At 65.7% G+C, this 23,757-nt stretch carries 26 protein-coding genes and 1 riboswitch; of the genes, 10 read left to right on the top strand and 16 right to left on the bottom strand.

Translation table 11 applies throughout. The features are described from left to right. The first annotated feature begins 62 nt into the window (after window positions 1-62). The 6 genes from ACK8CP_RS18730 to ACK8CP_RS18705 all read left to right on the top strand — a co-directional run bounded on the left by ACK8CP_RS18730 (window position 63) and on the right by ACK8CP_RS18705 (window position 5,747). Window positions 63-1,262, top strand: coding sequence for a phosphoglycerate kinase (locus ACK8CP_RS18730; RefSeq protein WP_414832816.1), 1,200 nt, complete (start codon window positions 63-65; stop codon window positions 1,260-1,262). Between the two features lie 59 nt (window positions 1,263-1,321). Then, complete coding sequence (locus ACK8CP_RS18725) at window positions 1,322-2,350, top strand: class I fructose-bisphosphate aldolase (protein ID WP_261215082.1); 1,029 nt, start codon at window positions 1,322-1,324, stop codon at window positions 2,348-2,350. Between the two features lie 76 nt (window positions 2,351-2,426). Continuing rightward, window positions 2,427-3,113 carry a thiamine phosphate synthase gene (locus tag ACK8CP_RS18720; RefSeq protein WP_414832815.1) on the top strand — a complete coding sequence of 229 codons (687 nt, stop codon included), beginning with the start codon at window positions 2,427-2,429 and terminating at the stop codon, window positions 3,111-3,113. After that, on the top strand, window positions 3,110-4,471 hold the full coding sequence (locus ACK8CP_RS18715) for a tetratricopeptide repeat protein (RefSeq protein ID WP_414832814.1): 1,362 nt from the start codon (window positions 3,110-3,112) through the stop codon (window positions 4,469-4,471). The genes ACK8CP_RS18720 and ACK8CP_RS18715 overlap by 4 nt, the downstream gene beginning before the upstream one ends. Before the next feature lie 98 nt (window positions 4,472-4,569). Beyond that, the gene (gene rpsU, locus ACK8CP_RS18710; RefSeq protein WP_370642386.1) at window positions 4,570-4,854 is read left to right on the top strand and encodes a 30S ribosomal protein S21; all 285 of its coding nucleotides are present in this window, start codon (window positions 4,570-4,572) and stop codon (window positions 4,852-4,854) included. Between the two features lie 62 nt (window positions 4,855-4,916). Continuing rightward, a complete protein-coding gene (locus ACK8CP_RS18705) occupies window positions 4,917-5,747 on the top strand; it encodes a tetratricopeptide repeat protein (protein ID WP_128290957.1) in 831 nt (276 codons plus the stop codon). Between the two features lie 34 nt (window positions 5,748-5,781). On the opposite strand, the gene ACK8CP_RS18700 is transcribed toward ACK8CP_RS18705, so the two are convergent. Further along, complete coding sequence (locus ACK8CP_RS18700; protein WP_234629085.1) at window positions 5,782-6,585, bottom strand: GntR family transcriptional regulator; 804 nt, start codon at window positions 6,583-6,585, stop codon at window positions 5,782-5,784. A 424-nt stretch (window positions 6,586-7,009) separates the two neighbouring features. Here ACK8CP_RS18700 and ACK8CP_RS18695 point away from each other — a divergent pair, with 424 nt between their 5' ends. Beyond that, window positions 7,010-7,894, top strand: coding sequence for a MaoC family dehydratase N-terminal domain-containing protein (locus ACK8CP_RS18695; protein ID WP_414832813.1), 885 nt, complete (start codon window positions 7,010-7,012; stop codon window positions 7,892-7,894). Window positions 7,895-7,966: 72 nt separating this feature from the next. Here ACK8CP_RS18695 and ubiV read toward each other — a convergent pair whose 3' ends face one another. From ubiV to ubiT, 3 genes are read right to left on the bottom strand one after another with little or no spacing between them, the layout of a single operon-like run. Next, window positions 7,967-8,896, bottom strand: a complete 930-nt coding sequence (ubiV, locus tag ACK8CP_RS18690) for a ubiquinone anaerobic biosynthesis protein UbiV (RefSeq protein ID WP_414832812.1) — start codon at window positions 8,894-8,896, stop codon at window positions 7,967-7,969. A gap of 34 nt (window positions 8,897-8,930) precedes the next feature. Further along, window positions 8,931-9,917 carry a ubiquinone anaerobic biosynthesis protein UbiU gene (gene ubiU, locus ACK8CP_RS18685; RefSeq protein ID WP_092816403.1) on the bottom strand — a complete coding sequence of 329 codons (987 nt, stop codon included), beginning with the start codon at window positions 9,915-9,917 and terminating at the stop codon, window positions 8,931-8,933. Next, window positions 9,914-10,474: a ubiquinone anaerobic biosynthesis accessory factor UbiT gene (ubiT, locus tag ACK8CP_RS18680; protein ID WP_234629402.1), complete on the bottom strand. Its 561-nt coding sequence runs from the start codon at window positions 10,472-10,474 to the stop codon at window positions 9,914-9,916. The genes ubiU and ubiT overlap by 4 nt, the downstream gene beginning before the upstream one ends. A 97-nt stretch (window positions 10,475-10,571) precedes the next feature. On the opposite strand from ubiT, the gene ACK8CP_RS18675 reads away from it, so the two are divergent. Further along, entirely contained in the window at window positions 10,572-12,098 is a 1,527-nt protein-coding gene (locus ACK8CP_RS18675; protein WP_414832811.1) for a UbiD family decarboxylase, read from the top strand. Between the two features lie 15 nt (window positions 12,099-12,113). Here the strand turns inward: ACK8CP_RS18675 and ACK8CP_RS18670 are convergent, their stop codons facing one another. After that, window positions 12,114-13,454 carry an ATP-binding protein gene (locus ACK8CP_RS18670; RefSeq protein WP_414832810.1) on the bottom strand — a complete coding sequence of 447 codons (1,341 nt, stop codon included), beginning with the start codon at window positions 13,452-13,454 and terminating at the stop codon, window positions 12,114-12,116. Continuing rightward, window positions 13,451-14,107, bottom strand: coding sequence for a response regulator (locus ACK8CP_RS18665; protein ID WP_414832809.1), 657 nt, complete (start codon window positions 14,105-14,107; stop codon window positions 13,451-13,453). Before ACK8CP_RS18665 ends, ACK8CP_RS18670 begins: the two co-directional genes overlap by 4 nt. 158 nt (window positions 14,108-14,265) lie before the next feature. Here ACK8CP_RS18665 and ACK8CP_RS18660 point away from each other — a divergent pair, with 158 nt between their 5' ends. Together ACK8CP_RS18660 and ACK8CP_RS18655 are read left to right on the top strand one after the other, a co-directional pair. Continuing rightward, window positions 14,266-14,550: a PepSY domain-containing protein gene (locus tag ACK8CP_RS18660; protein ID WP_128290951.1), complete on the top strand. Its 285-nt coding sequence runs from the start codon at window positions 14,266-14,268 to the stop codon at window positions 14,548-14,550. 1 nt (window position 14,551) lies between these two features. Then, on the top strand, window positions 14,552-15,094 hold the full coding sequence (locus tag ACK8CP_RS18655; RefSeq protein ID WP_414832808.1) for a cytochrome b/b6 domain-containing protein: 543 nt from the start codon (window positions 14,552-14,554) through the stop codon (window positions 15,092-15,094). 57 nt (window positions 15,095-15,151) lie between these two features. On the opposite strand, the gene ACK8CP_RS18650 is transcribed toward ACK8CP_RS18655, so the two are convergent. The 10 genes from ACK8CP_RS18650 to ACK8CP_RS18605 all read right to left on the bottom strand — a co-directional run bounded on the left by ACK8CP_RS18650 (window position 15,152) and on the right by ACK8CP_RS18605 (window position 23,316). Further along, complete coding sequence (locus ACK8CP_RS18650) at window positions 15,152-15,508, bottom strand: TraR/DksA family transcriptional regulator (protein WP_414832807.1); 357 nt, start codon at window positions 15,506-15,508, stop codon at window positions 15,152-15,154. Window positions 15,509-15,552: 44 nt separating this feature from the next. Further along, window positions 15,553-16,788 (bottom strand): MFS transporter, encoded by a 1,236-nt coding sequence (locus ACK8CP_RS18645; RefSeq protein WP_414832806.1) that lies wholly within the window; start codon window positions 16,786-16,788, stop codon window positions 15,553-15,555. A gap of 156 nt (window positions 16,789-16,944) precedes the next feature. Further along, the gene (locus tag ACK8CP_RS18640; protein ID WP_414832805.1) at window positions 16,945-18,255 is read right to left on the bottom strand and encodes a threonine/serine exporter family protein; all 1,311 of its coding nucleotides are present in this window, start codon (window positions 18,253-18,255) and stop codon (window positions 16,945-16,947) included. Window positions 18,256-18,417: 162 nt separating this feature from the next. Continuing rightward, window positions 18,418-19,311: a nickel/cobalt efflux transporter gene (locus tag ACK8CP_RS18635; protein WP_414832804.1), complete on the bottom strand. Its 894-nt coding sequence runs from the start codon at window positions 19,309-19,311 to the stop codon at window positions 18,418-18,420. Window positions 19,312-19,321: 10 nt separating this feature from the next. Continuing rightward, complete coding sequence (locus ACK8CP_RS18630) at window positions 19,322-19,585, bottom strand: metal-sensing transcriptional repressor (protein WP_414832803.1); 264 nt, start codon at window positions 19,583-19,585, stop codon at window positions 19,322-19,324. A gap of 167 nt (window positions 19,586-19,752) precedes the next feature. After that, on the bottom strand, window positions 19,753-20,439 hold the full coding sequence (locus ACK8CP_RS18625) for an energy-coupling factor ABC transporter ATP-binding protein (RefSeq protein ID WP_128290946.1): 687 nt from the start codon (window positions 20,437-20,439) through the stop codon (window positions 19,753-19,755). Between the two features lie 11 nt (window positions 20,440-20,450). Then, window positions 20,451-21,233, bottom strand: a complete 783-nt coding sequence (gene cbiQ / locus ACK8CP_RS18620) for a cobalt ECF transporter T component CbiQ (RefSeq protein WP_414832802.1) — start codon at window positions 21,231-21,233, stop codon at window positions 20,451-20,453. A gap of 2 nt (window positions 21,234-21,235) precedes the next feature. After that, window positions 21,236-21,874, bottom strand: a complete 639-nt coding sequence (locus ACK8CP_RS18615) for a cobalt ABC transporter permease (protein WP_414832801.1) — start codon at window positions 21,872-21,874, stop codon at window positions 21,236-21,238. Further along, on the bottom strand, window positions 21,871-22,503 hold the full coding sequence (gene cbiM / locus ACK8CP_RS18610; RefSeq protein ID WP_128290943.1) for a cobalt transporter CbiM: 633 nt from the start codon (window positions 22,501-22,503) through the stop codon (window positions 21,871-21,873). The genes ACK8CP_RS18615 and cbiM overlap by 4 nt, the downstream gene beginning before the upstream one ends. A gap of 15 nt (window positions 22,504-22,518) precedes the next feature. Further along, entirely contained in the window at window positions 22,519-23,316 is a 798-nt protein-coding gene (locus ACK8CP_RS18605) for a DUF4198 domain-containing protein (RefSeq protein WP_234629099.1), read from the bottom strand. A gap of 158 nt (window positions 23,317-23,474) precedes the next feature. Beyond that, a riboswitch (cobalamin riboswitch) is annotated at window positions 23,475-23,688 on the bottom strand. Window positions 23,689-23,757 lie beyond the last annotated feature (69 nt).

Raw genomic sequence — 23,757 nt, 5'->3', positions numbered from 1 at the left:
TTGCCTTCGCCCGTTCTGCCTGTATGTTCCCGGGCGAATATTCATGTGATGGGGGAGAATTCATGGCCAGTTTCCGCACACTTGACGATGCGGGTGACATCACCGGCAAGCGCGTTCTGCTGCGTGTCGATCTGAACGTGCCGGTGCACGACGGGCGCGTCACCGACCGCACCCGCATCGAGCGGGTGGCGGGCACCATTCGCGAGCTCTCCGACAAGGGCGCGCGCGTTGCCCTCCTCGCCCATTTCGGCCGCCCGAAAGGCAAGCCCGTGCCGGAGATGTCGCTCGGCCAGATCGCCGGCGATGTGGCCGAGGTGATCGGCAAGCCCGTGGAATTCTGCGAAGATTGCGTCGGCGACAAGGCGGCCCACGCCATCGACAGCCTCGGCAATGGCGGCATCGTGCTTCTGGAGAACACCCGCTTCTATGCGGGCGAGGAAAAGAACGACGCGGACTTCACCGCCGAGCTCGCCAAGAACGGCGACATCTACGTCAATGACGCCTTTTCGGCCGCGCACCGCGCCCACGCCTCCACCGAGGGCCTCGCCCACCACATGCCGGCCTATGCGGGCCGTGCCATGCAGGAGGAGCTGGAGGCTCTCGAGAAGGCGCTCGGCCGGCCGAAGCGTCCCGTCCTCGCCATCGTCGGCGGCGCCAAGGTGTCCACCAAGATCGACCTTCTCGCCAATCTCGTGAAGAAGGTGGACGCGCTCGTCATCGGCGGCGGCATGGCGAATACGTTTTTGCATGCCAAGGGCGTAGCCATCGGCAAGTCGCTGTGCGAGGCGGATCTCGCCGAAACTGCCCGCCGCATCATGACGGAGGCGGCCTCTTCGGCCTGCGCCATCGTGCTGCCGCAGGACGTCGTGGTCGCCAAGGAATTCAAGGAGAACGCGGCCTGCGAAACGCTTCCCCTCGACAAGGTGCCCGAGGACGGCATGATCCTCGACGTCGGCCCTGAGAGCATCGCCGCCGTCAACGAATGGATCGACAAGGCCGAAACCCTCGTCTGGAACGGCCCGCTCGGCGCTTTCGAGACGAAGCCGTTCGACAAGGCGACGGTCGCCTGCGCCCGCCATGCGGCGGAGGCCACCAAGGCCGGTTCGCTCATCTCGGTCGCCGGCGGCGGCGACACCGTCTCCGCCCTGCATCAGGCGGGTGTCGCGGACGATTTTTCCTACGTTTCGACCGCCGGCGGAGCCTTCCTGGAATGGATGGAAGGCAAGGAACTGCCGGGCGTCACGGCCTTGAAGAAGGCCTGATCGGCCCAACATTGGCCACACCGGCCTGCATCCTGCGGGCACTTGGAACGGAGGATTGAATGACGGAACGCCTCGAAGACATCGCCAACAAGATGGTGGCGGAAGGCAAGGGCATCCTTGCGGCCGACGAAAGCACCGGCACCATCAAGAAGCGCTTCGATACGATCAGCCTCACCTCGACGGAGGAATCGCGCCGCGACTACCGCGAAATGCTGTTCCGCGCCGACGCGATGAAGGACTACATTTCCGGCGTCATTCTCTTCGACGAAACTCTTCGCCAGGCGGCGCGCGACGGCACGCCGTTTTCCAAAATCATTCAGGATGCGGGCGCGGTGCCCGGCATCAAGGTCGATCAGGGCGCCAAGGACATGGCGCTCTCGCCGGGCGAGAAGGTCACGGAAGGCCTCACGGGTCTGCGCGGCCGCCTCAAGGAATATTACGAACTCGGCGCGCGTTTCGCCAAATGGCGCGCCGTCATCACCATCGACGGCCCGCTGCCGTCCTGGAACTGCGTCAAGGCGAACGCCCATGCGCTCGCCCGCTATGCGGCGCTCTGCCAGGAAAACGGCATCGTCCCGATCGTCGAGCCGGAGGTGCTGATGGATGGCGAGCGCGCCAAGCACGACATCGACCGCTGCTACGAGGTCACGGAGTGGACCTTGAAGACGGTCTTCACCGAGCTCTACGACGCCAATGTCATGCTGGAAGGCATGATCTTGAAGCCGAACATGATCGTCCCGGGCGACCATTCCGGCCAGAAGGCGAGCGTCGAAGAGGTCGCGGAGAAGACGCTGCGTTGCCTCAAATCCTGCGTGCCGCCGGCCGTTCCGGGCATCGCCTTCCTCTCCGGCGGTCAGTCGGACGAACAGGCGACGGCACATCTCTCCGCCATGAACGCCATGGGCCAGCTTCCCTGGAAGCTCACCTATTCCTATGGCCGCGCCCTGCAGACGGCAGCTCTCAACGCCTGGGGCGGCAAGATGGAGAACGAGGCCGCCGGTCAGCGCGCCTTCAACCACCGTGCGCGCATGAATTCGCTTGCGGCGACGGGCCGGTGGAGCGAAACGGAGGAGAAGAAGGCCGCCTGAGGCCTCTCTCAAACAATCGCCGAATTTGCGACGTTGAGGAGGCGGAGACGCCTCCTTTCGTTTATGTGCCAGGACGATGACCCAGAAAACCGATGCCGATCAGATGACGCCCCGGCCGGCGCAAGACGAAGCCCTCCCCCCGCAGATCTTTTTGATCGCGCCATCCTCCGGGGACGAGACGAAGGATGTCGAGGCGCTCGAAACCGCCCTTGCCGCCGCGCCCGTGGCGGCCGTCCTCATCACCGCCTCGCCGAGCGAGATCGAGACGGAGGCACGCGCCCGCCGCCTCGTCCCCGTGATCCAGGCAGCCGGCGCTGCAGCGCTCCTTGAGAATTTCACCCGTGCCGCGGGCCATGTCGGCGCCGACGGCGTGCATATCGCCAACGGTCACCAGAACCTCGTCATCGCCGCGGAGAGCTTTCGCCCGCAGCGCATCGTCGGCGCGGGCAAGCTTAAGACGCGCGACATCGCCATGCTCGCTGGCGAACTTGACATCGATTATCTCTTCTTCGGCGAACCCGACGGCGACAGCCACGACGCGCCGCATCCGAAGGCACTCGCTCTTGCCGAATGGTGGGCGAGCATGATGGAGGTTCCGGCCGTCATCATGGCCGGCGCGAGCCTTGAGACCCTGCCGGAGGCCGTGGCGACGGGGGCCGAATTCGTGGCCCTCCGCCGCGCCGTCTGGGAAGCGCCGGACGGCCCGGCGGAAGCCATGCGGCGCGTCTCCGAGATCATCCTGCAGCGGCCGGTGGCGGCATGAAGCCTCTCTCTGCCCCTGCCCTTGTCGTTGCCGCGACGCTCCTCTCGACGGGTTTTGCATCGTCTGCGTTCGCCCAAAGCGGCACGCCTCTGACACCGCCCGATGCGGCCGGCGGGCAGGCCCCTGGAAGCCCCAAAGCAACGCTGCCCTCGCCCATTCCCCCGAAAGCGCCCGGAACCCCGACGGTCGATGGCCTCGGCGCCTCGATTCCGTCGGAAGAGATCGACAGCCGGCAGCTCGAAAACCGCATCGACCAGTCTCTGAAGGATGCCGGCCTCGTCCCGGACAGCAACGTCGATCGTGCCTATGGCGCGTTCCAGCGCGGGCATTTTCTGACCGCCTTTGCGATCGCCCTGCAGCAGGCGGAAGCCGGCAGAACGGCGGCCCAGACCCTTCTCGGCGAACTCCTGTCCCGCGGTCTCGGCGTCAAGACGGACTACAAGGAAGCGGCAGGCTGGTACGAGCTCGCCGCCAAGGCCGGCGACCGCGAAGCGCTCTACGCGCTCGGCCGGCTTTATCTCGACGGCCGCGGTGTCGAGCAGGACGACGCCAAAGCGGCCACCTATTTTCAGCGCGCGGCCGATCTCGGGCAGCCGGTCGCCGAGCGCGAACTCGCCTATCTCCTCTTGCAGGGCAAGGGCGTCGAGAAGAACGCCATGCTCGCCGCTGCGCATTTGCGCAATGCCGCGCGCGCCGGCGACAGCGATGCGCAATACGCCTTGGCCGGCCTTTACCGCGAGGGCGTCGGCGTCGTTGCCAATCCCGCCGAAGCCGCCCGCTGGTATGCGACGGCGGCCCGCAACGGCCATATCGCCTCGCAGATCGAATACGCCATCATGCTGTTCAACGGCGAAGGTCTGAGAAAAGACGAAAAGACGGCCGCGCAATGGTTTCGCCAGGCCGCTCTTGCCGACAATCCGGTGGGCGAATTGCGCTACGCCAAGCTCCTGAAGGACGGGCTCGGCGTCGACAAGGACGAGGTCGAAGCCGCGCGCTGGTATCTCATCGCCCGCTCCCACGGCCTCAAGGAGCCGTTCATGGAAGGCTGGCTGATGGGTCTTCCCTCCGGTATCCGCAAGGAAGCCGACGCCAGGGTCGCCTCATGGCCGGGCGTGCCGACGCCGCAACCCGCCGCCGCCAGCTCAGGACCCGGCGCCACAGGCCGCCAGGGCGCCCAAGCCCCTCAAGACCCAGCCCCGCAAAGAAAAATGGAACCCGAGGCAGCCGCTGCCGGTTCTGCGAATGGGAGTGATGGGCCTCGGACCAAAGAGCCCGACCGGCTGCCGGCGGGGGCTTCGCCGAAAGTGACGCACTCTCCTGGGGAAACAGGAGCTGCTGTGGACAAGCCAGGCGAATAGGGCTATATCGCCTCCGCCCGGTCGTACGGCGGCAGCGGGCACTCCAACTGTTATTCTTTGGGCGTATGCGGCGGCGGACGCGGTCTGCCACCTGCCCGATACTTCCGCCGCGGGTTTCTGTGGCAAGTGAAAGAGACGAAAGGAACGGGATCAACGTGCAAGTCGTCGTCAGAGACAACAATGTCGATCAGGCGCTGAAAGCGCTGAAGAAGAAGATGCAGCGTGAAGGCATCTTCCGTGAAATGAAGCTGCGTAACTTCTACGAAAAGCCGTCTGAGAAGAAGGCGCGCGAGAAGGCCGAGGCGATCCGCCGGGCGCGCAAACTGGCCCGCAAGCGGGCGCAGCGCGAAGGCCTCATCCCTGGCAAGCGGCGCGGCCGGTAAGCTTCCCTCGACACATCCGCCCTTATTCGCATTGGGCTCGCGACTTGAGGAACACCGCTTCTATGGCGAAAGCATCCTCTTTGCGTTCTTGGCTGGCCGCCGGTGCTCTTGCACTGGCTGTGGCCGGCTGTCAGTCGCTCGGCAATAACGGGCTGTCGAACATCTCGGTCGATCCCGATACGGGGTCGGAAGCCAATATCGGATCGCTGACTTCGGTCATCGAGCGCAATCCGCGCGATCCGGCGGCTTACAATGTGCGCGGCGCAGCGTACGGCAAGGCGGGCGAATACAAGCGGGCGTTGGATGACTTCAACACCGCTTTGCAGCTCGACCCGAATTTTGCGCCGGCCTATGCCAATCGGGGCCTCATCCACCGCCTGCGCGGGGATACCCAGGAGGCGTTCAACGATTACAGCCGGGCGATCCAGGCCGACCCGAACTACGCCACGGCCTATGTCGGGCGCGGGACGATCTATCGCCAGCAGGGCCGCCTCAACGAAGCTCTGTCGGATTACAGCTCGGCCGTGCGCCTCGATCCCACGGATCCGCAGGCCTTCCACAATCAGGGCCTCGCCTACCAGGCGTCGGGCAACCATACGGCCGCGATCGAATCCTTCACCAAGGCGATCGGCCTCTCGCCGCTGGCCTCCGAGCCCTTCAATGGCCGCGGCCAGAGCTACATGGCCATCGGCGATTTCAAGACGGCACTCGACGATTTCGATGAAGCCGTGAAGCGCGATCGCAATTCCTACATCGCCTGGACGAATCAGGGTCTGGCTTTGGAAGCCCTCGGCGACCGCAAGAAGGCGTTCAACTCCTTCGCCCGCGCCTCGACCCTCAACCCGCGCTATCAGCCGGCCAAAGAAGGCATGCACCGCACCAGCTCCACCTGAGCCGCGGACCTTCCCTCGCCTGCGGCATCAGAGCTCAGGCGATTTCATCCACATCGGAATGATCGGCAGGCAGGTTTTCTCGGCCTGCATCGTCACCGTCTGGCGCGTCGTCGCATGCCCCAGCGGAGAGCCTCCGCGCCTTTCCGGCCGAGGCGGAGCGGCTGCCACTCTTCTCCGCAAGGCAGGAAAGGGCGATCTTCAGGAGGTTGGCGCAATGGCGGTGGCAGGCGGCCTCCGCGGCAATCGCATCGTGCCGGTCGATCGCGGACGCGATTTCCCGCATCCCCCTCAGACATTCTTCCATATAGCGTTCGCCGCCGACGCCGGCGGCGCGCAATTGCCGCTGCCGCAGATAGATTGAACTGAGCGCGCTGGCGGCGAGCCGATTGCCCGCCCCCTCCATGATGGTCGCACCGAAGCGGCCGGCGATTTCGAAGAAGCCGGGCCCGTCGAGCGGCGGCTCGATCTCGGCCAGCTCATCGGCGATGTGGCGGAGTTCGGCGCGGCTCTTTTTGCTCGCCTTGTCAGCGAATTGCGCGGCGACCAGCCCTTCGAGGACCGCCCGGGTGGCGTAGATGTCGTCAGCTTCTTTTTTGCCGCAGGGCGCCACGATCGCGCCCTTGTGCGGCACCGAGACGGCAAGCCCCTCGCTCTCGAGGGCGCGCAGCGCTTCGCGCAGCGACGTCCGGCTGATGCCGAGGGCCTGGCAGAGATGGCGCTCGCGCAAAGGCGTTCCCGGCGGGAGCTCGCCCGAGGCGATGGCCTCGCGCAACCGCTCCGTCAGCCGCGCGCGCAACGGGGTCGCAGACGCCACGTCGGAGACGATCTTCGTCAGCATGGCGCAGCCCCCGCGCCGCGACCGAGATGCCGCCACGGTCGTGCAACTGACTCGTTAGCTCGCCTTGAGACAATTCCGGCACGAAAAACTGTGCAGTATCCCAATATATGAAATGTCGCGGTGAAGCCGGCCCGCACCCGCCCTGCTCCATAGAATGCGGGAGCCGCTGACGCCTGCCGGCTCTTTGGAAGGAAGGTCATATCCCCCTGGAGCGTTTTGTATTTCTATGTCCCGCCGCAATAAGCCTTTTACTGCCGCTGAATGACTGGATCAATATTCCTGAGTGATTGCGGCCTGCGACCATTGGCGGATTGAATCTTAAGCTGACGAGCGAACGCAGAATAAATTGCCAAGGCCGTTCAGCTCGCCGCCCCTTTCGGCTAGACAGCGTCATCATAAAAGGAAACGCCTGAAAGGTTCTCTCATGCCCCCATCGACTGCAGCAGGATCGCTCGATCTTGAGCACCTTCGCGAATGGATCGGCCGCAGCGAGACGGTGCGCGACGTCGTCACACCGCATCTCGTCGCCGCCTTCCGCGCCACGATGGATGTGGAGCCCGGCACGCCGAAACCGGGCGAGGAGGCCCCCGCCGCAATTCACTGGTGCCTCGCGCCGGCCACCGTGCCGATGTCCGGACTTGGTCCGGACGGACATCCATGCCGCGGAGGCTTTCTGCCGCCCGTGCCGCTGCCGCGCCGCATGTGGGCCGGTGGTCGCCTCGAATTGGAAGGTCCGATCCTCGTCGGAGACGAGGTCGAGCGCCGCTCGCTGGTGCGCGACGTCGTGCGCAAGGAGGGCCGCACCGGCGAGCTCTGCTTCGTGACCGTCGACCACGAGATCTCCACGAGCCGCGGCCTTGCCATTCGCGAGCGCCAGGATCTCGTTTATCGCGAGGCCGCCCCGACAAGCCCGGCCGCGTCACCGCGCTCTCAGCAGGCCGCGGCAAAACCGTCGCCGGAGGCCCCGCAGGCGGAACAGCAAAGGCCGGTCACCGCCGATGCGGTGCGCCTCTTCCGCTATTCGGCGCTCACCTTCAACGGCCACCGCATCCATTACGATCGCCGCTATTGCATCGAAGAGGAAGGCTATCCGGGCCTCGTCGTGCACGGCCCCATGCAGGCGACCTGGCTTCTGCATTACGCCGCCGAGCTCAAAGGAAGGCTTCCGAAAACCTTCGATTTCCGCGGCGTCAAACCGTTCTTCGACGGCACCCCGGCCACGCTCAACGCCACGGAGAAGGACGACGGCCTTTCCCTCTGGGTCGCAGCCGACGGCGCCCCCACCATGCAGGCCACGGCCGCCTGGTAGGCAATATCGATTGCTGAACCGCGCCTCAGCACTTCGCTGAGGCGGAGGATCTGGGATTGGTGCGAAAGGGTCTTAGGCGACCTGGCGCTCGGCCTTTTTCACCATTTCCGCGCCGTAATCGCCGAAGAGGAAGCCGTTGGCGAATTCCGCTTCCGGCAACAGCGCGGCGAGCTTCGCCTGCGCCTCGTCTCCCGAAATCTTGCGGTCGAGGCGCTGGCGATAGAGCTCCGCCACCGCGACCATGTCGCAATCGTGCGGCGACAGGCGGAAGGAATTGACGCCGGCCTGCATCAGGATGTCGAGCTCGCCGAGGGCGCTGCCATAAGCGAACGACAGCGTCTGCACGCCGTTGATGGCGAGAAAATCCCCGCCGTCGAGCGTCTTCACCGGCAACCCGTCGGCATCGAGGCCACAGACGAACTGGCAGGAATCCTTCGACACTTTGTGGATGCGCGCGTGATAGCAGCGCCCGGAAATGGCGAGCGGCACGCGCCCGAAAGCCCACACTTCCGTGTCGAGATCGAGGGCAGAACCCGCCTTCGCCAGGCTCTCCACCGAGGCGATCGGCAGTTCCGGCGGCAGGCACACATGCTTGGCCCCGCGTCCGGCGAGCCAGGACAGCGTGCCCTCGTTGTAGACGTTCACGAGCGGCCCGACGGCAATCTTCCGCCCCGGCTCCAGATAGCGCAGCATGGTGAGGTCGTTGACCTCGATCACATGCTCCTCGTCCTTGGCGAGCCCGGCGCCCGCCTTGCGCTCGCGCGGCAGCGTGATGAGCGCCAGCGACGACACCACGACCTCCTTGCCGGCCGCCTCCAGCCGCTCGACGGCCTCGCTGATGACGTCGTTGTAGAACGGCAGCCGTTTGGAGCAGACGACCTCGCCGAGACAGACGCGATCGACCGGCGCTTCGTCGGCGATCCGGGCATAGAAGTCCGCCCATTTCTCCACCGGCCAGTTGAACAGGACGGGTCCGAGCGTGAGCAATGCTTGTCCGGCCACGGTTACACCTCTTATCGTTTTGTGAGACCGGCGCTCAGCGCCAGGTCTTGCTGTAAGCGCCGGAGGTCGTCGTCTGACCCTCCGTCAGCCGCTGGAGTTCGTTCGCCATGATCGGCAGGCCCTTCGCCTGCGCCTCCACCGCCTTGCGGAAGGTGTGCACCACGGTCTTCGTATAGGAGCGGCTGCGCTGCCGGCCCTCGATCTTGAGCGCCGTCACGCCGGCGGAGGCGAATTCGGTGATCAGCGTCGCCGCGTCGAGGCTTGCCGGATCCTCGAACACATGCCCCTGATAATCGCCGGCCTGGAAGCAGCCCTTGCACAGCGTCGGATAAGGCGCCGGCGCGTCCTTCTTCACCCGGTTGATGGTGAAATCGCCAAGCCCGCAGACGAGCTCGCTGCCCTCTTCCTTGTAATGCACGTGGCTTGCCGGCGAACAGGCGCCGTTCATGTTGGGCGAGCGCCCGGTCGCGTAAGCGGACAGCGCGCAGCGCCCCTCCGCCATCACGCACAGCCCGCCGAAGACGAACACCTCCGTCTCGCATTCGATCTCGCGGTTGATCGCGGCGATCTCCTGCACGGTCAAAACGCGCGGCAGCACCACGCGCCGCACGCCGAAAGTCTCGGCATAGAAATTGATCGCGTCGGGATTGGCGGCGGCCGCCTGCACCGAGAGATGCCGGCGCAGCCCCGGCTGATGGTTGGCCGCGTAATCGAGCAGCCCGACATCGGCAAGGATCACCGCGTCGGCGCCGAACCGGGCCGCATCGTCAACGGCCGCCCGCCAGAGTTCGGGCGCGCCGGCGCGGGGAAAGGTGTTGATGGCGACGAGAACCTTCGAGCCGCGCCGATGCGCGTAGTCGATCGATTCTTCCATCTCGGCCCGCGAGAAATTCAGGCCCGGGAAGTTGCGTGCATTGGTTTCGTCGCGGAAGCCGCAATAAACCGTGTCGGCGCCCGCCTCGACGGCGGCGCGAAGCGCGGCCGGAGTGCCGGCCGGGCAGACGAGCTCAAGGGGTTTCACGTAAAGGCCTCGTTCTCATCGCTGCGGGAAAGGGGAAGCCCGGTGATCCGGGCGGCAACGGGCGTCACGCCGCGCAGAAACGGCTCGATCGCCGGGCGGAACGGCCCGAAGGCGATCGCCGCCTCCTCCATCAGATCGATTTCGGCATCGTCGAGCGCATTGCGCAGCGCCAGCACCGCCTCCGTGTCGCCCTCGATGATGATATCGCGCGAGAAGAACAGCGCGTCGCCATCGAAGGTGCCGTGGATCATGCCCATCAGCGCGCCGAGCGGACCGGCGATGCGGCCGTCCCACGCGCCTGCCCGCTCACGCCGCAGCGGCTCCACGGTCGGATGCTCCGGATCGGGCTTCAGACGAAAGACGAAAGGCAGATCCGTCGGATCGATCAAAAACACCTTCTCGGCATGATGATCGAGCCGCAGAAACAGCCCCGGGCGACGGCGAATCAGCCCGGAAACCAGCCTCTCCAGCATGAGCCGCAACGGCAGAAGCGGCAAAGGACGCATGAGCAGGCGCACGGGCGCCGGCACTGCGACGATATTGGGGGAAGTTTGCATCACCGTCCAATCCAGCGACAAACAAACGGGAACGTCCTTGATCTAGCTCAAAGCAGCCGCCCTGCCCCTGCCGCATCGAGCCACAGAGGAGGCGCCGGTGACCTTTCGAGACCTGCCACATTTCCGCAATCTGCGTGACTTCCTGAGGCATCTCGAAGGTGCGGGGGACTTCCGGCACATTTCGGCGCCGGTTTCCATGGTGCACGAAGTCACGGAGATCCACCGCCGCGTCCTGCAGGCGGGCGGACCGGCGCTGCAGCTCGACAATGCGCGCGATGCGGCAGGCGAGCCGGCCTCGATGCCGGTCGTCGTCAATCTCTTCGGCACGGTCGAGCGCGTCGCCGCCGGCTTCGGCGTCAAGAAGGAGCGCCTCGGAGAGCTCGGCGAGATGATGGCCTCGCTGCGCGCGCCGCAGCCGCCGAGCGGCCTGCGCGATGCGATCGCGCATCTGCCCATGCTGAAGGCGGCGCTCAACACGCGCCCCGACAGCGTGCGCAACGCCCCCTGCCAGGCGGAGCTGCTGCGCGGGGCGGACGCAAAACTCTCCCGCCTGCCGATCCAGACCTGCTGGCCGGGCGAACCGGCGCCGCTCATTTCCTGGCCGCTCGTCATCACCCGTCCGCCCGACAACGGACCGCTCAATGTCGGCGTCTACCGGCTGCAGGTTCTCGACGACACGCATCTCATCACCCGCTGGCTCGCCCATCGCGGCGGCGCCGCCCATCACCGCGCCTGGGCGAAACAGGGCAAGGACATGCCGGTGGCGATCGTCATCGGCGCCGACCCTGCCACCCTCCTCTCGGCCGTGATGCCGATCCCCGAAACCCTGTCGGAGCTCGATTTCGCCGGTCTCATCCGAGGCGAACGACCGAAAGTGGTGCAGGGGCTGACCGTTCCCCTCCCCGTGCCGTCGGAAGCGGAGATCGTCATCGAAGGCTATGTCTCGGCGGAAGAGACGGCGCCCGAAGGGCCTTACGGCGACCACACCGGCTATTACAACGCCGTCGAGCCCTTCCCGGTGATGCGCGTGACGGCGATCACCCATCGCCGCGATCCCTTGTATCTTTCGACCTTCACCGGCCGTCCGCCGGACGAGCCCTCGGTCATGGGCGAGGCGCTCAACTATCTCGCCAAGCCGCTCATCATTCAGCAGATGCCGGAAATCTCCGACGTCTGGCTGCCGCCGGACGCCTGCTCCTACCGGCTCGCCATCGTCTCCATCAAGAAGCGCTATCCGGGTCAGGCGCGGCGCGTCATGATGGGCATGTGGGGGATGCTGCCGCAGTTCAGCTACACCAAGGGCATCGTCGTCGTCGACGACGACATCGACGTCCACAACGGCGCCGACGTCCTGTGGGCCCTGTCGACGCGCATGGACCCTTCGCGCGACCTCATGCAGCTGGAATCGACCCCCATCGACTATCTCGATTTCGCCTCGCCGGAATTCGGCCTCGGCGGCAAGCTCGGCATCGATGCGACCAACAAGATCGGGGCGGAGACGCACCGCGAATGGGGCACGGTCCTCGACATGTCGCCGGAGGTGAAGGCGCGCGTCGATCAGATGTGGCCGAAACTCGGCCTCTCCGGTCTCGATCAGATCCGCTCCCTGCGCAAGACCGGCTGAGGGCTTAACCCCTCTCTACTCCGGCAGCCGGAGCACGGCCTCGAACCCGTCTTCGCGCCCCGCGGCCGGCGAGGACAGCGTGAGCACAGCGCCGGAGCCCGCCGCAATCGCCTGCGCGATGGCGAGACCGAGCCCGGCGCCCTTGGCACGCGTCGCCCCGCGCTCGAAGCGCCCGCGAAGGCGTTTCAGCTCGTCGGAGCCGACGACGGCGCCACCATTGACGACCCGCACGACATTGTCGCTCGGCACCTCGATCTCGATCATCCCCTTCGGCTCGCCGTGCTTCAGCGCGTTCTCGATGAGATTGCGCACAAGGATCGCAAACGCGTCGGCATCCATATGCGAGACGAGGCGCCCGTTTGTGACAAGCCGCAGACGCGCGTTTTCCGGCTCGGCGCGGCGGAATTCTTCGACGAGATGTCCGAGAACCGTCGTCAGATCCTGCTCGGCCTCGGCGATCAGCCCGGCGCCTTCGGCGCGTGCGAGCTGCATCAGCTTTTCCGACAGGGACGACAGCCGCGTCAGCCCCGCCTCGATATGGCGCCCACGCTCGCGCACCGCCTCGTCCTTGCTGACGGCGATGAGCCGCTGCGTGTGGGCGAGAGCCGCGGCGATCGGGGTGCGCAGCTCATGGGCGCTGTTCGCCGTGAAACTTCGCTCCGCTTCGAGCGCCCGCCGCAGCCGCTCCATCAGCCGGTTGACGGCATCGGCGATCGGTTCGATCTCCGCCGGCAATCCACCGTCCGCGATCGGCGACAGATCGCCCTCGCCGCGCGCTTCGATGGCACCGCGGAAAGACCGGATCGGCCGAATGCTGACCCGCACGAACCACCACACGCCAAAAAGACTTGCCGGGATGAGCCCGAGGAGCGGCAGGAACAGCGTTCCCGCAGCCTCGAGCGCCGCCTCGCGGCGATGGGCGAGCGTTTCGGCGACCTCCATGATGATCGTGCCGCTCACCGCCTTCTCGCCATAGATGCGATGCGTCTTCGTCGTGCGGAAACCGTGCGCCGGCGTGTCGGGGAAATCCGCCGGGACGGCATCGTGCGATTGCATCAGGATACGGCCCTTCGAATCGCGCACGAGATAGGTCAGAAACTCCTTGTGCTCGCCGATCGGTGTGACCCGGCGCCCGCCTGCGCCCGCGCTCCTTTCCACGATATCGAGGACGGCGAGCGGCAACAGCCGTTGCGCGGTCTCCTGCAGCGCGCTGTCATAGGCCTCGTCCAGCTCTTCGCGGATCACGAGGCCGGCCGCGACCGCTGCCGCCAGCCACATCGCCGTGACCCCGATCGCCAGCCCGAGGCTCAGGCGGCGCTGCAGGCTCGGCGCACCCGTCCAGATCCGCCACCTCATCGTTTCAGCCGGTAGCCCATGCCGCGCACGGTCTCGATCCTGTCATGCCCGAGCTTCTTGCGCAGGCGGCTGATATGCACCTCGATCGTGTTGCTCTCCACCTCCGCGCCGAAGGGATAAAGCCGCTCTTCGAGCTGCGTCTTCGACAGAAGCGTCCCGGGATGCTGGAGAAGGCCTTCGAGCAGCGCCCATTCGCGCGCCGTCACCTCCACCGGACGCCCGCTGCGATAGACGGAGCGGCCGGCGAGATCGAATTCGATGTCGCCGAGCGTCACGAGCGGGTTGGGATTGCCGGCATAGCGTCGTGACACGGCGGCAAGCCGCGCCGACAGCTCCGACAGATTGAACGGTTTGACGAGATAATCGTCGGCGCCGGAATTGAGCCCGGCGATCCGGTCGGAGATCTGGTCGCGCGCCGTCAGGATGATGACGGGCGTCACGTCTCCGCCGCTGCGCAGCCGGCGCAGCAGGCCGAGCCCCGGCCCGTCCGGCAGCATCAAGTCGAGAAGCAGGAGATCGTAAGGCGTGGAATGGATCGCCGCTTCCGCATCGGCGATCGTCTCGACCCAGTCGATCGCATGTCCCTCATCGGCGATGTGTTCATGCACGGCGTCGCCGAGAAGCCGATCGTCTTCCACGAGCAGAACCCGCATCGTCGCCCCCGAACTTTATGCGCGAAACTTCCCCCGATACGGGGGGAACCTGAAGCCAGCCTGAAGCCGAGAAGATCGTGCTTCAGGCTGGCTTCAGGCACCACCCCCATCTTGCTCCCATGGCCGATGCGCAAAGGCCGATCCGACTGGAGAGCAAGATGAAGAAGCTTATCACCGCAACCGTTCTGACGCTCGGCGCAATGACCGCCGGCACCGCTTTCGCAAGCGACGACGCACGCTGCAACGCCCCGATGGCCGAATGGCAGCCGCGCGAAGCGCTGCAGCAGCAGCTTGAGAGCAAGGGCTGGGAAGTCCGCCAGATCAAGACCGAAGACGGCTGCTACGAAGCCTATGCGATCGACGATCAGGGCAAGCGTGTCGAAGCCTATTTCGACCCGAAGACCCTCGAGATGGTGCGCCAGGGCCGCGGGGACCGCGACTGAGATGGACGCACCGACGATCAAGGTCTGGGACCCCCTCGTCAGGCTCTTTCACTGGAGCCTGGTGGCGAGCTTCACCGTCGCCTGGCTCACCGGCGACGAAGTGATGTCGGTGCATGAATGGGCGGGATATGCGGCCGGCGCCCTCGTCGCCTTCCGCGTCCTTTGGGGTCTCGTCGGCCCCAGATATGCCCGCTTCGGCCAGTTCGTCCGCTCGCCCGGCAATGTCACTCGCTACCTCAAGGCGGCGGTGCGAGGCGATGAGCCCCGCTACATCGGCCACAACCCGCTCGGCGCCTTGATGGTCCTCGCTCTCATCCTCGCCATGGCCGCGACGGCCGTCACCGGCTGGATGATGACGCTCGATGCCTATTGGGGCGTGGACTGGGTGGAAGAGACCCATGAAGCCCTCGCCAACATCATGCTCGTCATGGTGCTCGCACATGTCGTCGGCGTGCTCTTCGAGAGCTACCGCCACAAGGAGAACCTCGTCAAAGCTATGATCGGCGGCAGCAAACGTGCCCCCCGCCCCGCCGACATCGCTTGACGAGCGTTGCGGCGCCCCGGCCTCGCCGGGGCGCCGTTTTCATGTCTCTCGCCGTGTTCAGGTTTCTCCAAGCCGCGCACAGGCAAGACAGAGCCGCGCCATCGGATCGGCCTTCAGACGGCCGAAGGCGATCGGCTCCTCGCAGCTCGCGCAATAGCCGTATTCCCCGTCAGACAGTCGTCTGAGCGCAGCCTTGAGCCCGTCGATGCGGGCCGTCCTGCGTTTCTGGGAGGCGAGCGCCATCGCCTGCACCTGCATCGCATCCATGCGCGAAATCCGCCCGACGCTCTGCTGGTCGAGTTCGACAGGCCGGCTTCCCTCCGACCCCGACTCCGACAGCGCCTCAAGCTCGGCGAGTTCGTCTTCGATGCGCTGACGCAATTCGGCGATCTGTGTGGGATCGAAATCGTCCATGTTTCCCCCCGAGGTTTTGGATCGACGTGCGTCGCGGTCACGCCTCAGACGATGTCCTCGGCCGGCAGCGCCACTTTCTGCGACACGCCGAAAGCCGCAAGGACGGCTGCGGCAAGACCGAGCGCGACGAAGCCCGTCGCGATGGTGCCGATCGACAGGCCGCTGTCGAGCGCAAGGCCGAGCACGGCTGGCCCCGCGGCCGTCCCCGCCACCATCAGCATCGCCGCAAAACTCCGCACCGTCCCGAGCCGGGCAACGCCGTAGACCTCCGCCCAGACCGAGCCGAAGGTCGTCTGCACCAAGCCTGACGACAAGCCGAGACAGATGAAGAAGGTGATGAGCGCAAAGACGCTCGACGACGATCCCATCACCGCGATCCCGACGAACAGCGGCAGATTCATCAGCGGCACCATGCGCCGCGCCGTCAGCCGGTCGACGATGAAACCGGAGACGATGAGCCCGCAGAGGTCGCCCACCGCCATCAGCGTGAAACCGGTCGCGATCAATCCGCCCGGCCATCCCTGCACCTCGCCGATCGGCACGATGTGGAAGGTGAGCGCCGTCGCCGTGAACGGCATGTAGACGAGGATCGGCAGCGCCAGCCAGAAATAGCGCGTCGTGGCGACGATCTTGAGCCCGTCGAGAACCCGCGGCGCCGGCGCACCCGCCGCACGCGCGAGCGGCGTCGTGAAGCGCGATTGCTGGCGCGTCAGCCACAAAAGCCATGGCAGGGCGACGGCGATCAGGAAGACGCCGACGCTCGCATAGGCGGCACGCCAGCCGATCTCGCCGATCAGGAAGGCGGCGAGATTGGGCGTGACGGCGATCGCGAGCGGCAGGCCCATCGCCGTGATCGACAGCGCCAATCCGCGGCGATTGACGAAATAGCGTGCCACCGAGGTCGCCTGGATATGCGTCATCAGCCCCTGCCCGCACATCCGCAAAAACAGGAACGAGACGAAGAGCATGAGGCCGTTTTCGACCATCGATGCGGACAGGCAGGCGGCGGCGAGACCGGCGAGCACGATCGTCACGTAAAGCCGGAGATCGACCCGGTCGATCCAATGCCCGACCGCCGGCAAAAGGCTCGCAGACGTCAGCGTCGCGGCGAGATAGATGCCGCCCATTTCGGCGCTCGAATAGCCGAGGCTCGCCGCGATCGGCGCCACGAAGAGCGCGATGAAGAAGGTCTGCCCAGGGCTCGACAGAAAGGCCGAGGAGGCCCCGAAAGCGAGAATGCGCGGCTCGGCGCGAAACAATTGCAGATGTCTGGAAAGCATGAGGTCCAAAAAGAGAGGGCGGCCCGGGGCACCGGGAAATACCAGGAGAAGGGTATGAGGCTAAGCGGGCGGCGACCGCTTCCGGCCACCGCCATTCAACGACCTAAACCAATTTCCGCCGCAGCCAACCCCCGGCGCCGCCTCGTCCTGCTCCCCTCAGCGCGCGCCGAGGCCGACCTTCTCGCTCCAGGCCGGAAAATCCGGCCGCCGCAGCACCGAGGTCACGATCGTGAGCCCGGCCCCGATCGCGCCCATCGTGAAGATGGCGCGCAAGGTGTATTCCACGGTGAAAAGCAGCGTCGCATGGGCGTCGACCGGCGCCTGCGCGGTCAATTCCATCAGCCCCATGATCCCCTGCGATGCGGCACTTCCCGGCACCATCGGGATGCAGCCGGCGACGGCGAGAACGTTTCCGGCGGGCCCGAAGCGATCCGGCAGAAGGTTGAGGAGGCGCACGGCGACACCGACGGCGGCCGCCGCCATGAACGACGCGGCGGCAAGGCTCCAGCCGAGTTCGAGGCCGACCGTGCGCACGCTGAGCGCCAGCCCGCCGGCCAGCGCCGCCCAGAACAGGGTGCGCCAACCGAAATTGAAGAGAATGCCGAAGCCGAAGGCGGCCGTCGCTCCGAAGAAGGCCTGATGCAGAACCCCGTGCACGACCGGCGCCGCCTTGGGTCCGCCAACGCCGAGCGCCATCTGCGCGGCCCACACACCGACGGTGATGAAGACGAGGATCATCAGAACTGTCATGGCGCGGGCACTGCCCATCGTCGGATAGCCCTCCATGATGTCCGTCTGCGCGTTGAGCACGGGCACACCCGGCACGAGGAGAAGCACCGAGGAAAACATCGCCGTCTGCAGCATCGGGCTTGCCAGGAGCTCAGAGCCGAAGCCGGCGGTGGTGGCCGCAACGCAGGCGACGATCGCCGCCACCACGAAGGGGTTGGTGTGCGCCTTGAGCAGGAAGTGCCGCACCGCCTGGCCCAGCGCGCCGCCGATGAGGACCGGCATGAAGGCCGTCCAGTCGATGCCGAGCAGCCGGCCGAAGGAGGCGCAGGCGAGCCCGACGGCGAGCGCCACCAGATACCAGGGATGGCGGGGCGTCTTGGTGATGAGATGCGTCAGCGCCTCGATGGTCGAGGCGACCGTCATGTCATGATGCTTCACCCGCGTGCACAACCGGCGCACGCCGTGGTTCAGGCGCAGATTGACGCCATGGGCCCCGACCGTGCGCATACGGGTGATGGTGTTGTCGCCGCTCGTCACCGTCAGCGACAGCGAGGCGAAGCCGATGCGGGCGTGGATCTGATCCGCGCCGAGCCCTTCGGCGACCATCGTCATGCCCTGGCGCACGACATCGGTCTTCGCCCCGGTTTCGACGAGCGTCCGCCCGACAGCCAACGCCGTCATGGCGATCTTTTCCAAATTTCTGTGGCGCATCACGACCGGATCGTTTCTGTCCGTCATTTCGTCTCCTGTGTCCGCCACGCGGCGGATTGATCCGAAGGCGCCCTCCCACGCCTGCCGCGTAGCACAAGATCGTGCGCGATTGAGATCGCGGATGACGAAGACGGAAAATTTTCTCAGAGAAATCGTCGCAAGCGAGGCTTGCCTGGACCGGAGATGCCCTCAGAGGAGGTGCATGTCGGCGTGGCTCCAGCCGGAGACGATCATGAAGACGCCGATCGCGGCCACCAGCATCGCCGAAAGGTAGGGCGCCTTCGCCATCACCGCGTCGAAGCGCGACGAGCGTGCGGAGATGAAGCCGATGCCGAGCGCGGCGACGGCCCCGACGGCGACGAGCATCAAGGCGAGACCGGTGCTGAAAGCGGCCACCAGCGTGATGCCGAGCCAGAATTTTCCGATCTGCAGGCAGAGAAGCAGCACGGTGATCGCCGCGGCGCAGGGAATGAGCCCGCCGGAAAGCCCGAACAGGATCGTCTGCCAGGTTGAGGTCTTGCCCGCCCCGATCCGCGTTTCGAGATCGCGCGCATGCGCGGCGGCATGCGCATCGAGCCCCGCATGATCATGCTCATGCGGGTGATCATGAGCGTGCGGGTGATCATGAGCGTGCGCGTGATCGTGCGGATGCGGGTGCTCGTGCCCATGTTCATGGTCATGTTCATGCCCGTGATCGTGCCCATGATCATGCGTCCCATGCGGATGTGTTCTGCCCGTCCTGGCCGATCGTTGCGTCTGCCATAACATCCACATTGCGATCGCCAGGATGATCGCGCCCGAAATCATCACGAAGAAGGGTTCTGTCTTCTCGCCGATCAACTCGGACCCGAAGCGCATGCCGAGGATCGCCAGAACCCAGACGATGAGCGAATGCGACAGCGCCGCCGCAACGCCGAGAAGGGCCGCCTGCCCCACCGTGCCGCGGATCGCGACGATATAAGCGGCGATCATCGTCTTCGAATGCCCGGGCTCCAACCCGTGCAGCGCGCCGAGAACGAGCGCCATGGCCGCAAGCAGGACCGGATTGCTGCCGCCCGCGGCGATCATCCCGCTCATATCCATGGCGATCCCCTCACAGGTACTTCGAGATTTCCTTGAACTCTTCGACCAGGCTCGCGCGGTCCGCCCCGTCTTCGATGCTGCCGTCGAGGCAGTGGTCGATGTGGTCGTGGATATAGAGGCGCTTCGCCTGCTCGATCGCCTTGGAGACGGCGTGGAGCTGCTGGGCGACGTCCGAGCAGGGACGGCCCTCCTCGATCATCTCGATCGTATGCCTGAGATGCCCCTCGGCCCGTTTCAGCCGCTTGACGACGTCGCCGTGTGAACCGTGCTTCATGCAAATCATCCTATCCCCCGGGAGGGGATACGACAATCGAAAATCTCACCGCCGTTCGCCGCGCTCATGAGCCGATAAATGGCCTGGAATTGCCGGCGAAAAGGCTGAAAGCGTGAGGAGTTTTGGACGCCGGCAACCGAACGGTCGAGCCATCCGGTCCTGAAGCCCTAGCCGGCCTCGTCCGTTGCCGTGCAATGCATGTCGCGCTCCACCAGCCGGCCATGCGACATGACGACGGTGCGGGTCGAGACATCGCCGCGGAAACGGTGGTCGTGGGAGACGAGGATCATCGCCTGCGGCAGCGACAGGAGAATCTCTTTCAGCCGCGCCTTGTTGTCGACGTCGAGCGCGTTGGTCGGCTCGTCGAGAAGCAGAACCTCCGGCTCCATCGCCAGAACGGCGGCGAGCGTGACGAGCCGCTTCTCGCCACCCGAGAGCTTGTGGGTGATGCGGTCGCGGAAACTGACGAGATCGAGCCGCTCCAGAACCTCATCGACGATCGCCATCGCCTCGTCGCGGCTCTTGCCGAGATTGAGCGGCCCGAAGGCGATGTCCTCCGCGACCGTCGGGCAGAAGAGCTGATCGTCGGGATCCTGGAAGACGAAGCCCGCGCGACAGCGCACCTCGTGGAAATCCTTCTCCTCGCGCCGCGGGGCTCCGAAGGCGGTGATGCGGCCGCGCGACGGCCGCAACAGCCCGACGATGATGTGCAGAAGCGTCGACTTGCCCGCACCGTTATGGCCGCCGATGCACAGCCTCTCGCCCGGCATCAGACACATATCGACGCCCTTGAGGACCGGCGGCCCCGAAGGATAGGCGAAATGGATATCTGAAAGGGCGATGAGTTCAGACATGCGTCATGGCCTCAGCGGATCGCCTGCGCGCCGATGAGACAGGCGAGGAAGATCGTCACGCCCGTCGCGAACACGGCATCGCGGTAGGTGAAGGCGAGCGTGTCGAACAGCGGCATCCGGCCCGTGAATCCCCGGCATTTCATGGCGCCGAGAATGCGCTCCGAGCGCTCGATCGCCCGCACCAGCATCATCCCGACGAGATAGCCGACGGAGCGATAGGTGTGCCGGTTGTTCGAGGGGCGAAATCCGCGTGCCTTCATCGCCATGCGCAGACGCTGATGTTCCTGCTGCAGCACGTCGACATAGCGCACGGTGAACATCAGCAGGTAGATGAGCTTTTCCGGCACCATCAAACGCCGCAGCGCATGGCCGAGCGTCACCGGCTCGGTGGAGCCGACGAGCGCCATCAAGGCGAGGATGACGGCATTCGCCGTCAGCGCGATCTCCGCCGCCTGCCGCAGCCCCTGCCAGCTCGCCGCAAAGCCGAAGACGGTGAACATCGCATCGCCCGGCACGGTGAAGGGCAGCATGGCGATCAGGAAGATGATGAAGCTGTCCATCATCGCCATGCGCTTGAGCGTCCGCGCGACCGGCAGCCGCGCCGACAGCATCAGGAAGAACGCCGCCAGAAGCCCGGTCGCCAAAACGGCGAGATCCTGCAGGCTCACCATCACGATGGCGAAGGCGACAGCAACGACGATGCGGGTGCGCACGTCGATGCCATCGATCAGCGTGCCCTTGGCTTCGCCCGTATCGGTGAGCGCGCGCCGTCCGGCTGAGAGAACGTGGCTCATCGTCAGGCCGCCGTCATCTTGCGCCGGGCCGCGATATAGAACGCGACGCCGAAGATGCCGAAGATATAGCCGATCCCACCGAGGATGCTCTGCATGTCGTGCTTCTCCTTATAGGCGTCGATATCGCGCCGGAGCGGGATCACCTGCTTCTGCACCGCCTCGGTGATCATCTCGTGCTGGGCTTCAAGAAGCGCGGCGAGGTCGACGCCGGAGCTCTGGGCGGTCGTCCCAACAGCGCCGTCGCCGGAAGACGCCGGCTCGGCGGCACCGGCCGCAGCTTCGGCAGCGACCAGCGCCGGCGATGAGGCCTCCGCACCGCCGATCTCCGGCAGCTCCTCGGCCGACATCCGCACCTGCGCCACATGGCCCGCGCCGAGATTGGCCTTGAAGACGAGCGGCACCGCCTTTTCGGGCTTGTAGGTGAAGGCTCCGGTCTCGTCGGTTACCGCCTCGCCGAGCTTGTTGCCGTTGTCGTCGAACACCTCGACCGTCGCATCGCTCGCCATGTCGCCATTGGAAAAGCCGACCTCGCCTTCCACGACATCGCCGGACGCATAGACCGACGCGATGACCTTGTGAGCGAGAGCCTGCGGTGCGGGCAGAAGAGTCAGAAAAACAAGGGCTGCGCAGAGCTTTCTCATAGCGCGACCTCCTCGGCAGCGGACCGATTGAAAGTGGCGAAAAGCTCCGGCTTGACGCGGCGGGCGAGAACCACGGCCGCCCCCGTCACCAGCGCTTCGATGATCATGATCGGGATATGGGCGAAGAAGACGAGCTTGGCGGCCGGGATGAATTCGTCGCCGGACAGCGCCAGAGCGATCGCGACGAAGGCCGTCGTCAGCGCGATCGCGAGCCCCCCGCCGATGGCGCCTGAAATCGCGGCGACCGTCAGCGAATTGGAGGCGATCCCCCGCCGGCACAGATAATAGACGATCACCGCCGGCAGCGCGATGTTGAGCGTATTCACCCCGAGCACGGTGAGCCCTCCGAAGCCGAAGAACACCGCTTGCAGAAGAAGCCCGACGAACAGCGCCGGGAAGGCGGCCCAGCCGAGCACCAGCCCGGCCAGACCGTTCATGATGAGATGGACGCTGGAGGGACCGATCGGAACATGGATGAGCGAGGCGACGAAGAACGTCGCGCTCAACACCCCGGCGGCCGGCATCTTTTCCGCCGTCAGCGATTTGAGGCCGAGCGCGATGCCCCCGGCCGCCAGCACCGCTCCCCCGATGACGACGTCATTGGCGAGAGCTCCGTCGACAATATGCATCGATCCCTCCTGCCGTCACTCGACGTCGTAGGCGCGCACCCAGATGACGGCGTCCTGCGAGAGCTCTTTGCCCTCGAACTCCGTCTTCGGACCCGTACCGAGCGCGGCAAAGCCCCAGAACCCGGCCTTCGGGACGCCGAAGGTGAAGTAGCCGTTCTCGTCGCTCATCGCGACGACGGCACCGCCCGGCATCGGCGAGGCTTTGGGTTCGGTGGGCTTGTTCTCGTCCATGGAGGGCTCGGCCGCCATGTATTCGACTTCGATCTCGGCGCCTGCGACCGGCTTGCCTTCCGACAGGACGCGCCCCGTGAAGGTGGAGCCGGCCAGAATGTTGGTCGGGCGATCGAGCGGCACGATTTCCGTCGCAAGCTCTTTGGGCTCGGCCCAGTCGGTCGGCAATTGCGCCCGGTTCAGATAGGCCTTGGCGATCTGCTGGATGTAGATGTCCTCGCTCTCCTCGTAATAGGGCTGAGGCACGACGACGAGCGTGTAATCGCCGGCGCGCTTGGCCGGCAGCGTGGCATCGAAGGCCTGCGCGCTGTTTTCGAGCCCCTCGAAGGAGATCGGCTTGAGGCTGTCCTTGAGATCGATCTTCTTGCCGCGGAAGACGGCGTAGAACTCTTCCGGCGCGCCCATATCCATGACATGGCCGTTCTCGAAGGGGTGCCAGAAGATCAGCTTCAGCGGCACGTCGCCCGGCTCGGCGAGGTTCACCTCGGGCGTATAGATCAGCTGAAAATGCGCTTCGGCTGCGGCGGGAAGAAGGAACGCCGCCGATGTGAGGGCGGCACAGGCAAACTTACGAAGTTTCATTCGTATCGTCTCTCCAATGACTGTGGCGGACGAACCGCGACAGCGATGCGGAAAGGACGATCGGGGTTTTGGCGTGGATTGGGCGCAAATGGGATTCCTGGCGCCGTTCCACCGCCAGACGCTCACCCCGGCGTCCGTTGCGGTGCGGCACCGGTGGCCCGGCGTCGCGCGTCAGCGGCAGGTCTCCTGGCTTGCGGGTCACAGCGTGGCTTCGTCTTCCCAGCGCATATGCGCCAGTGACATGTTGAAGCCCTGCTCGCCGCTCACAGTTGCGGGGGCAGCCACGGTTTCGGTCCCTGCTGGGTACGCCTCACCGTGTTCCCTTTTAATCCGGTCGCTTTGCGTCCGGAAACCGTTGACGCCCCATCTGCCGGCGAATGGCCATAATTGTCAATGCCGTGCACGTTGAGCAGCTATGCCCGGCACGACTTTCCTTTGCCG

This window comes from Afifella sp. YEN Y35 (assembly GCF_047553465.1).
Lineage (GTDB): Bacteria > Pseudomonadota > Alphaproteobacteria > Rhizobiales > Afifellaceae > Afifella > Afifella aestuarii.
This window is presented reverse-complemented; position numbering and strand designations above follow the sequence as displayed.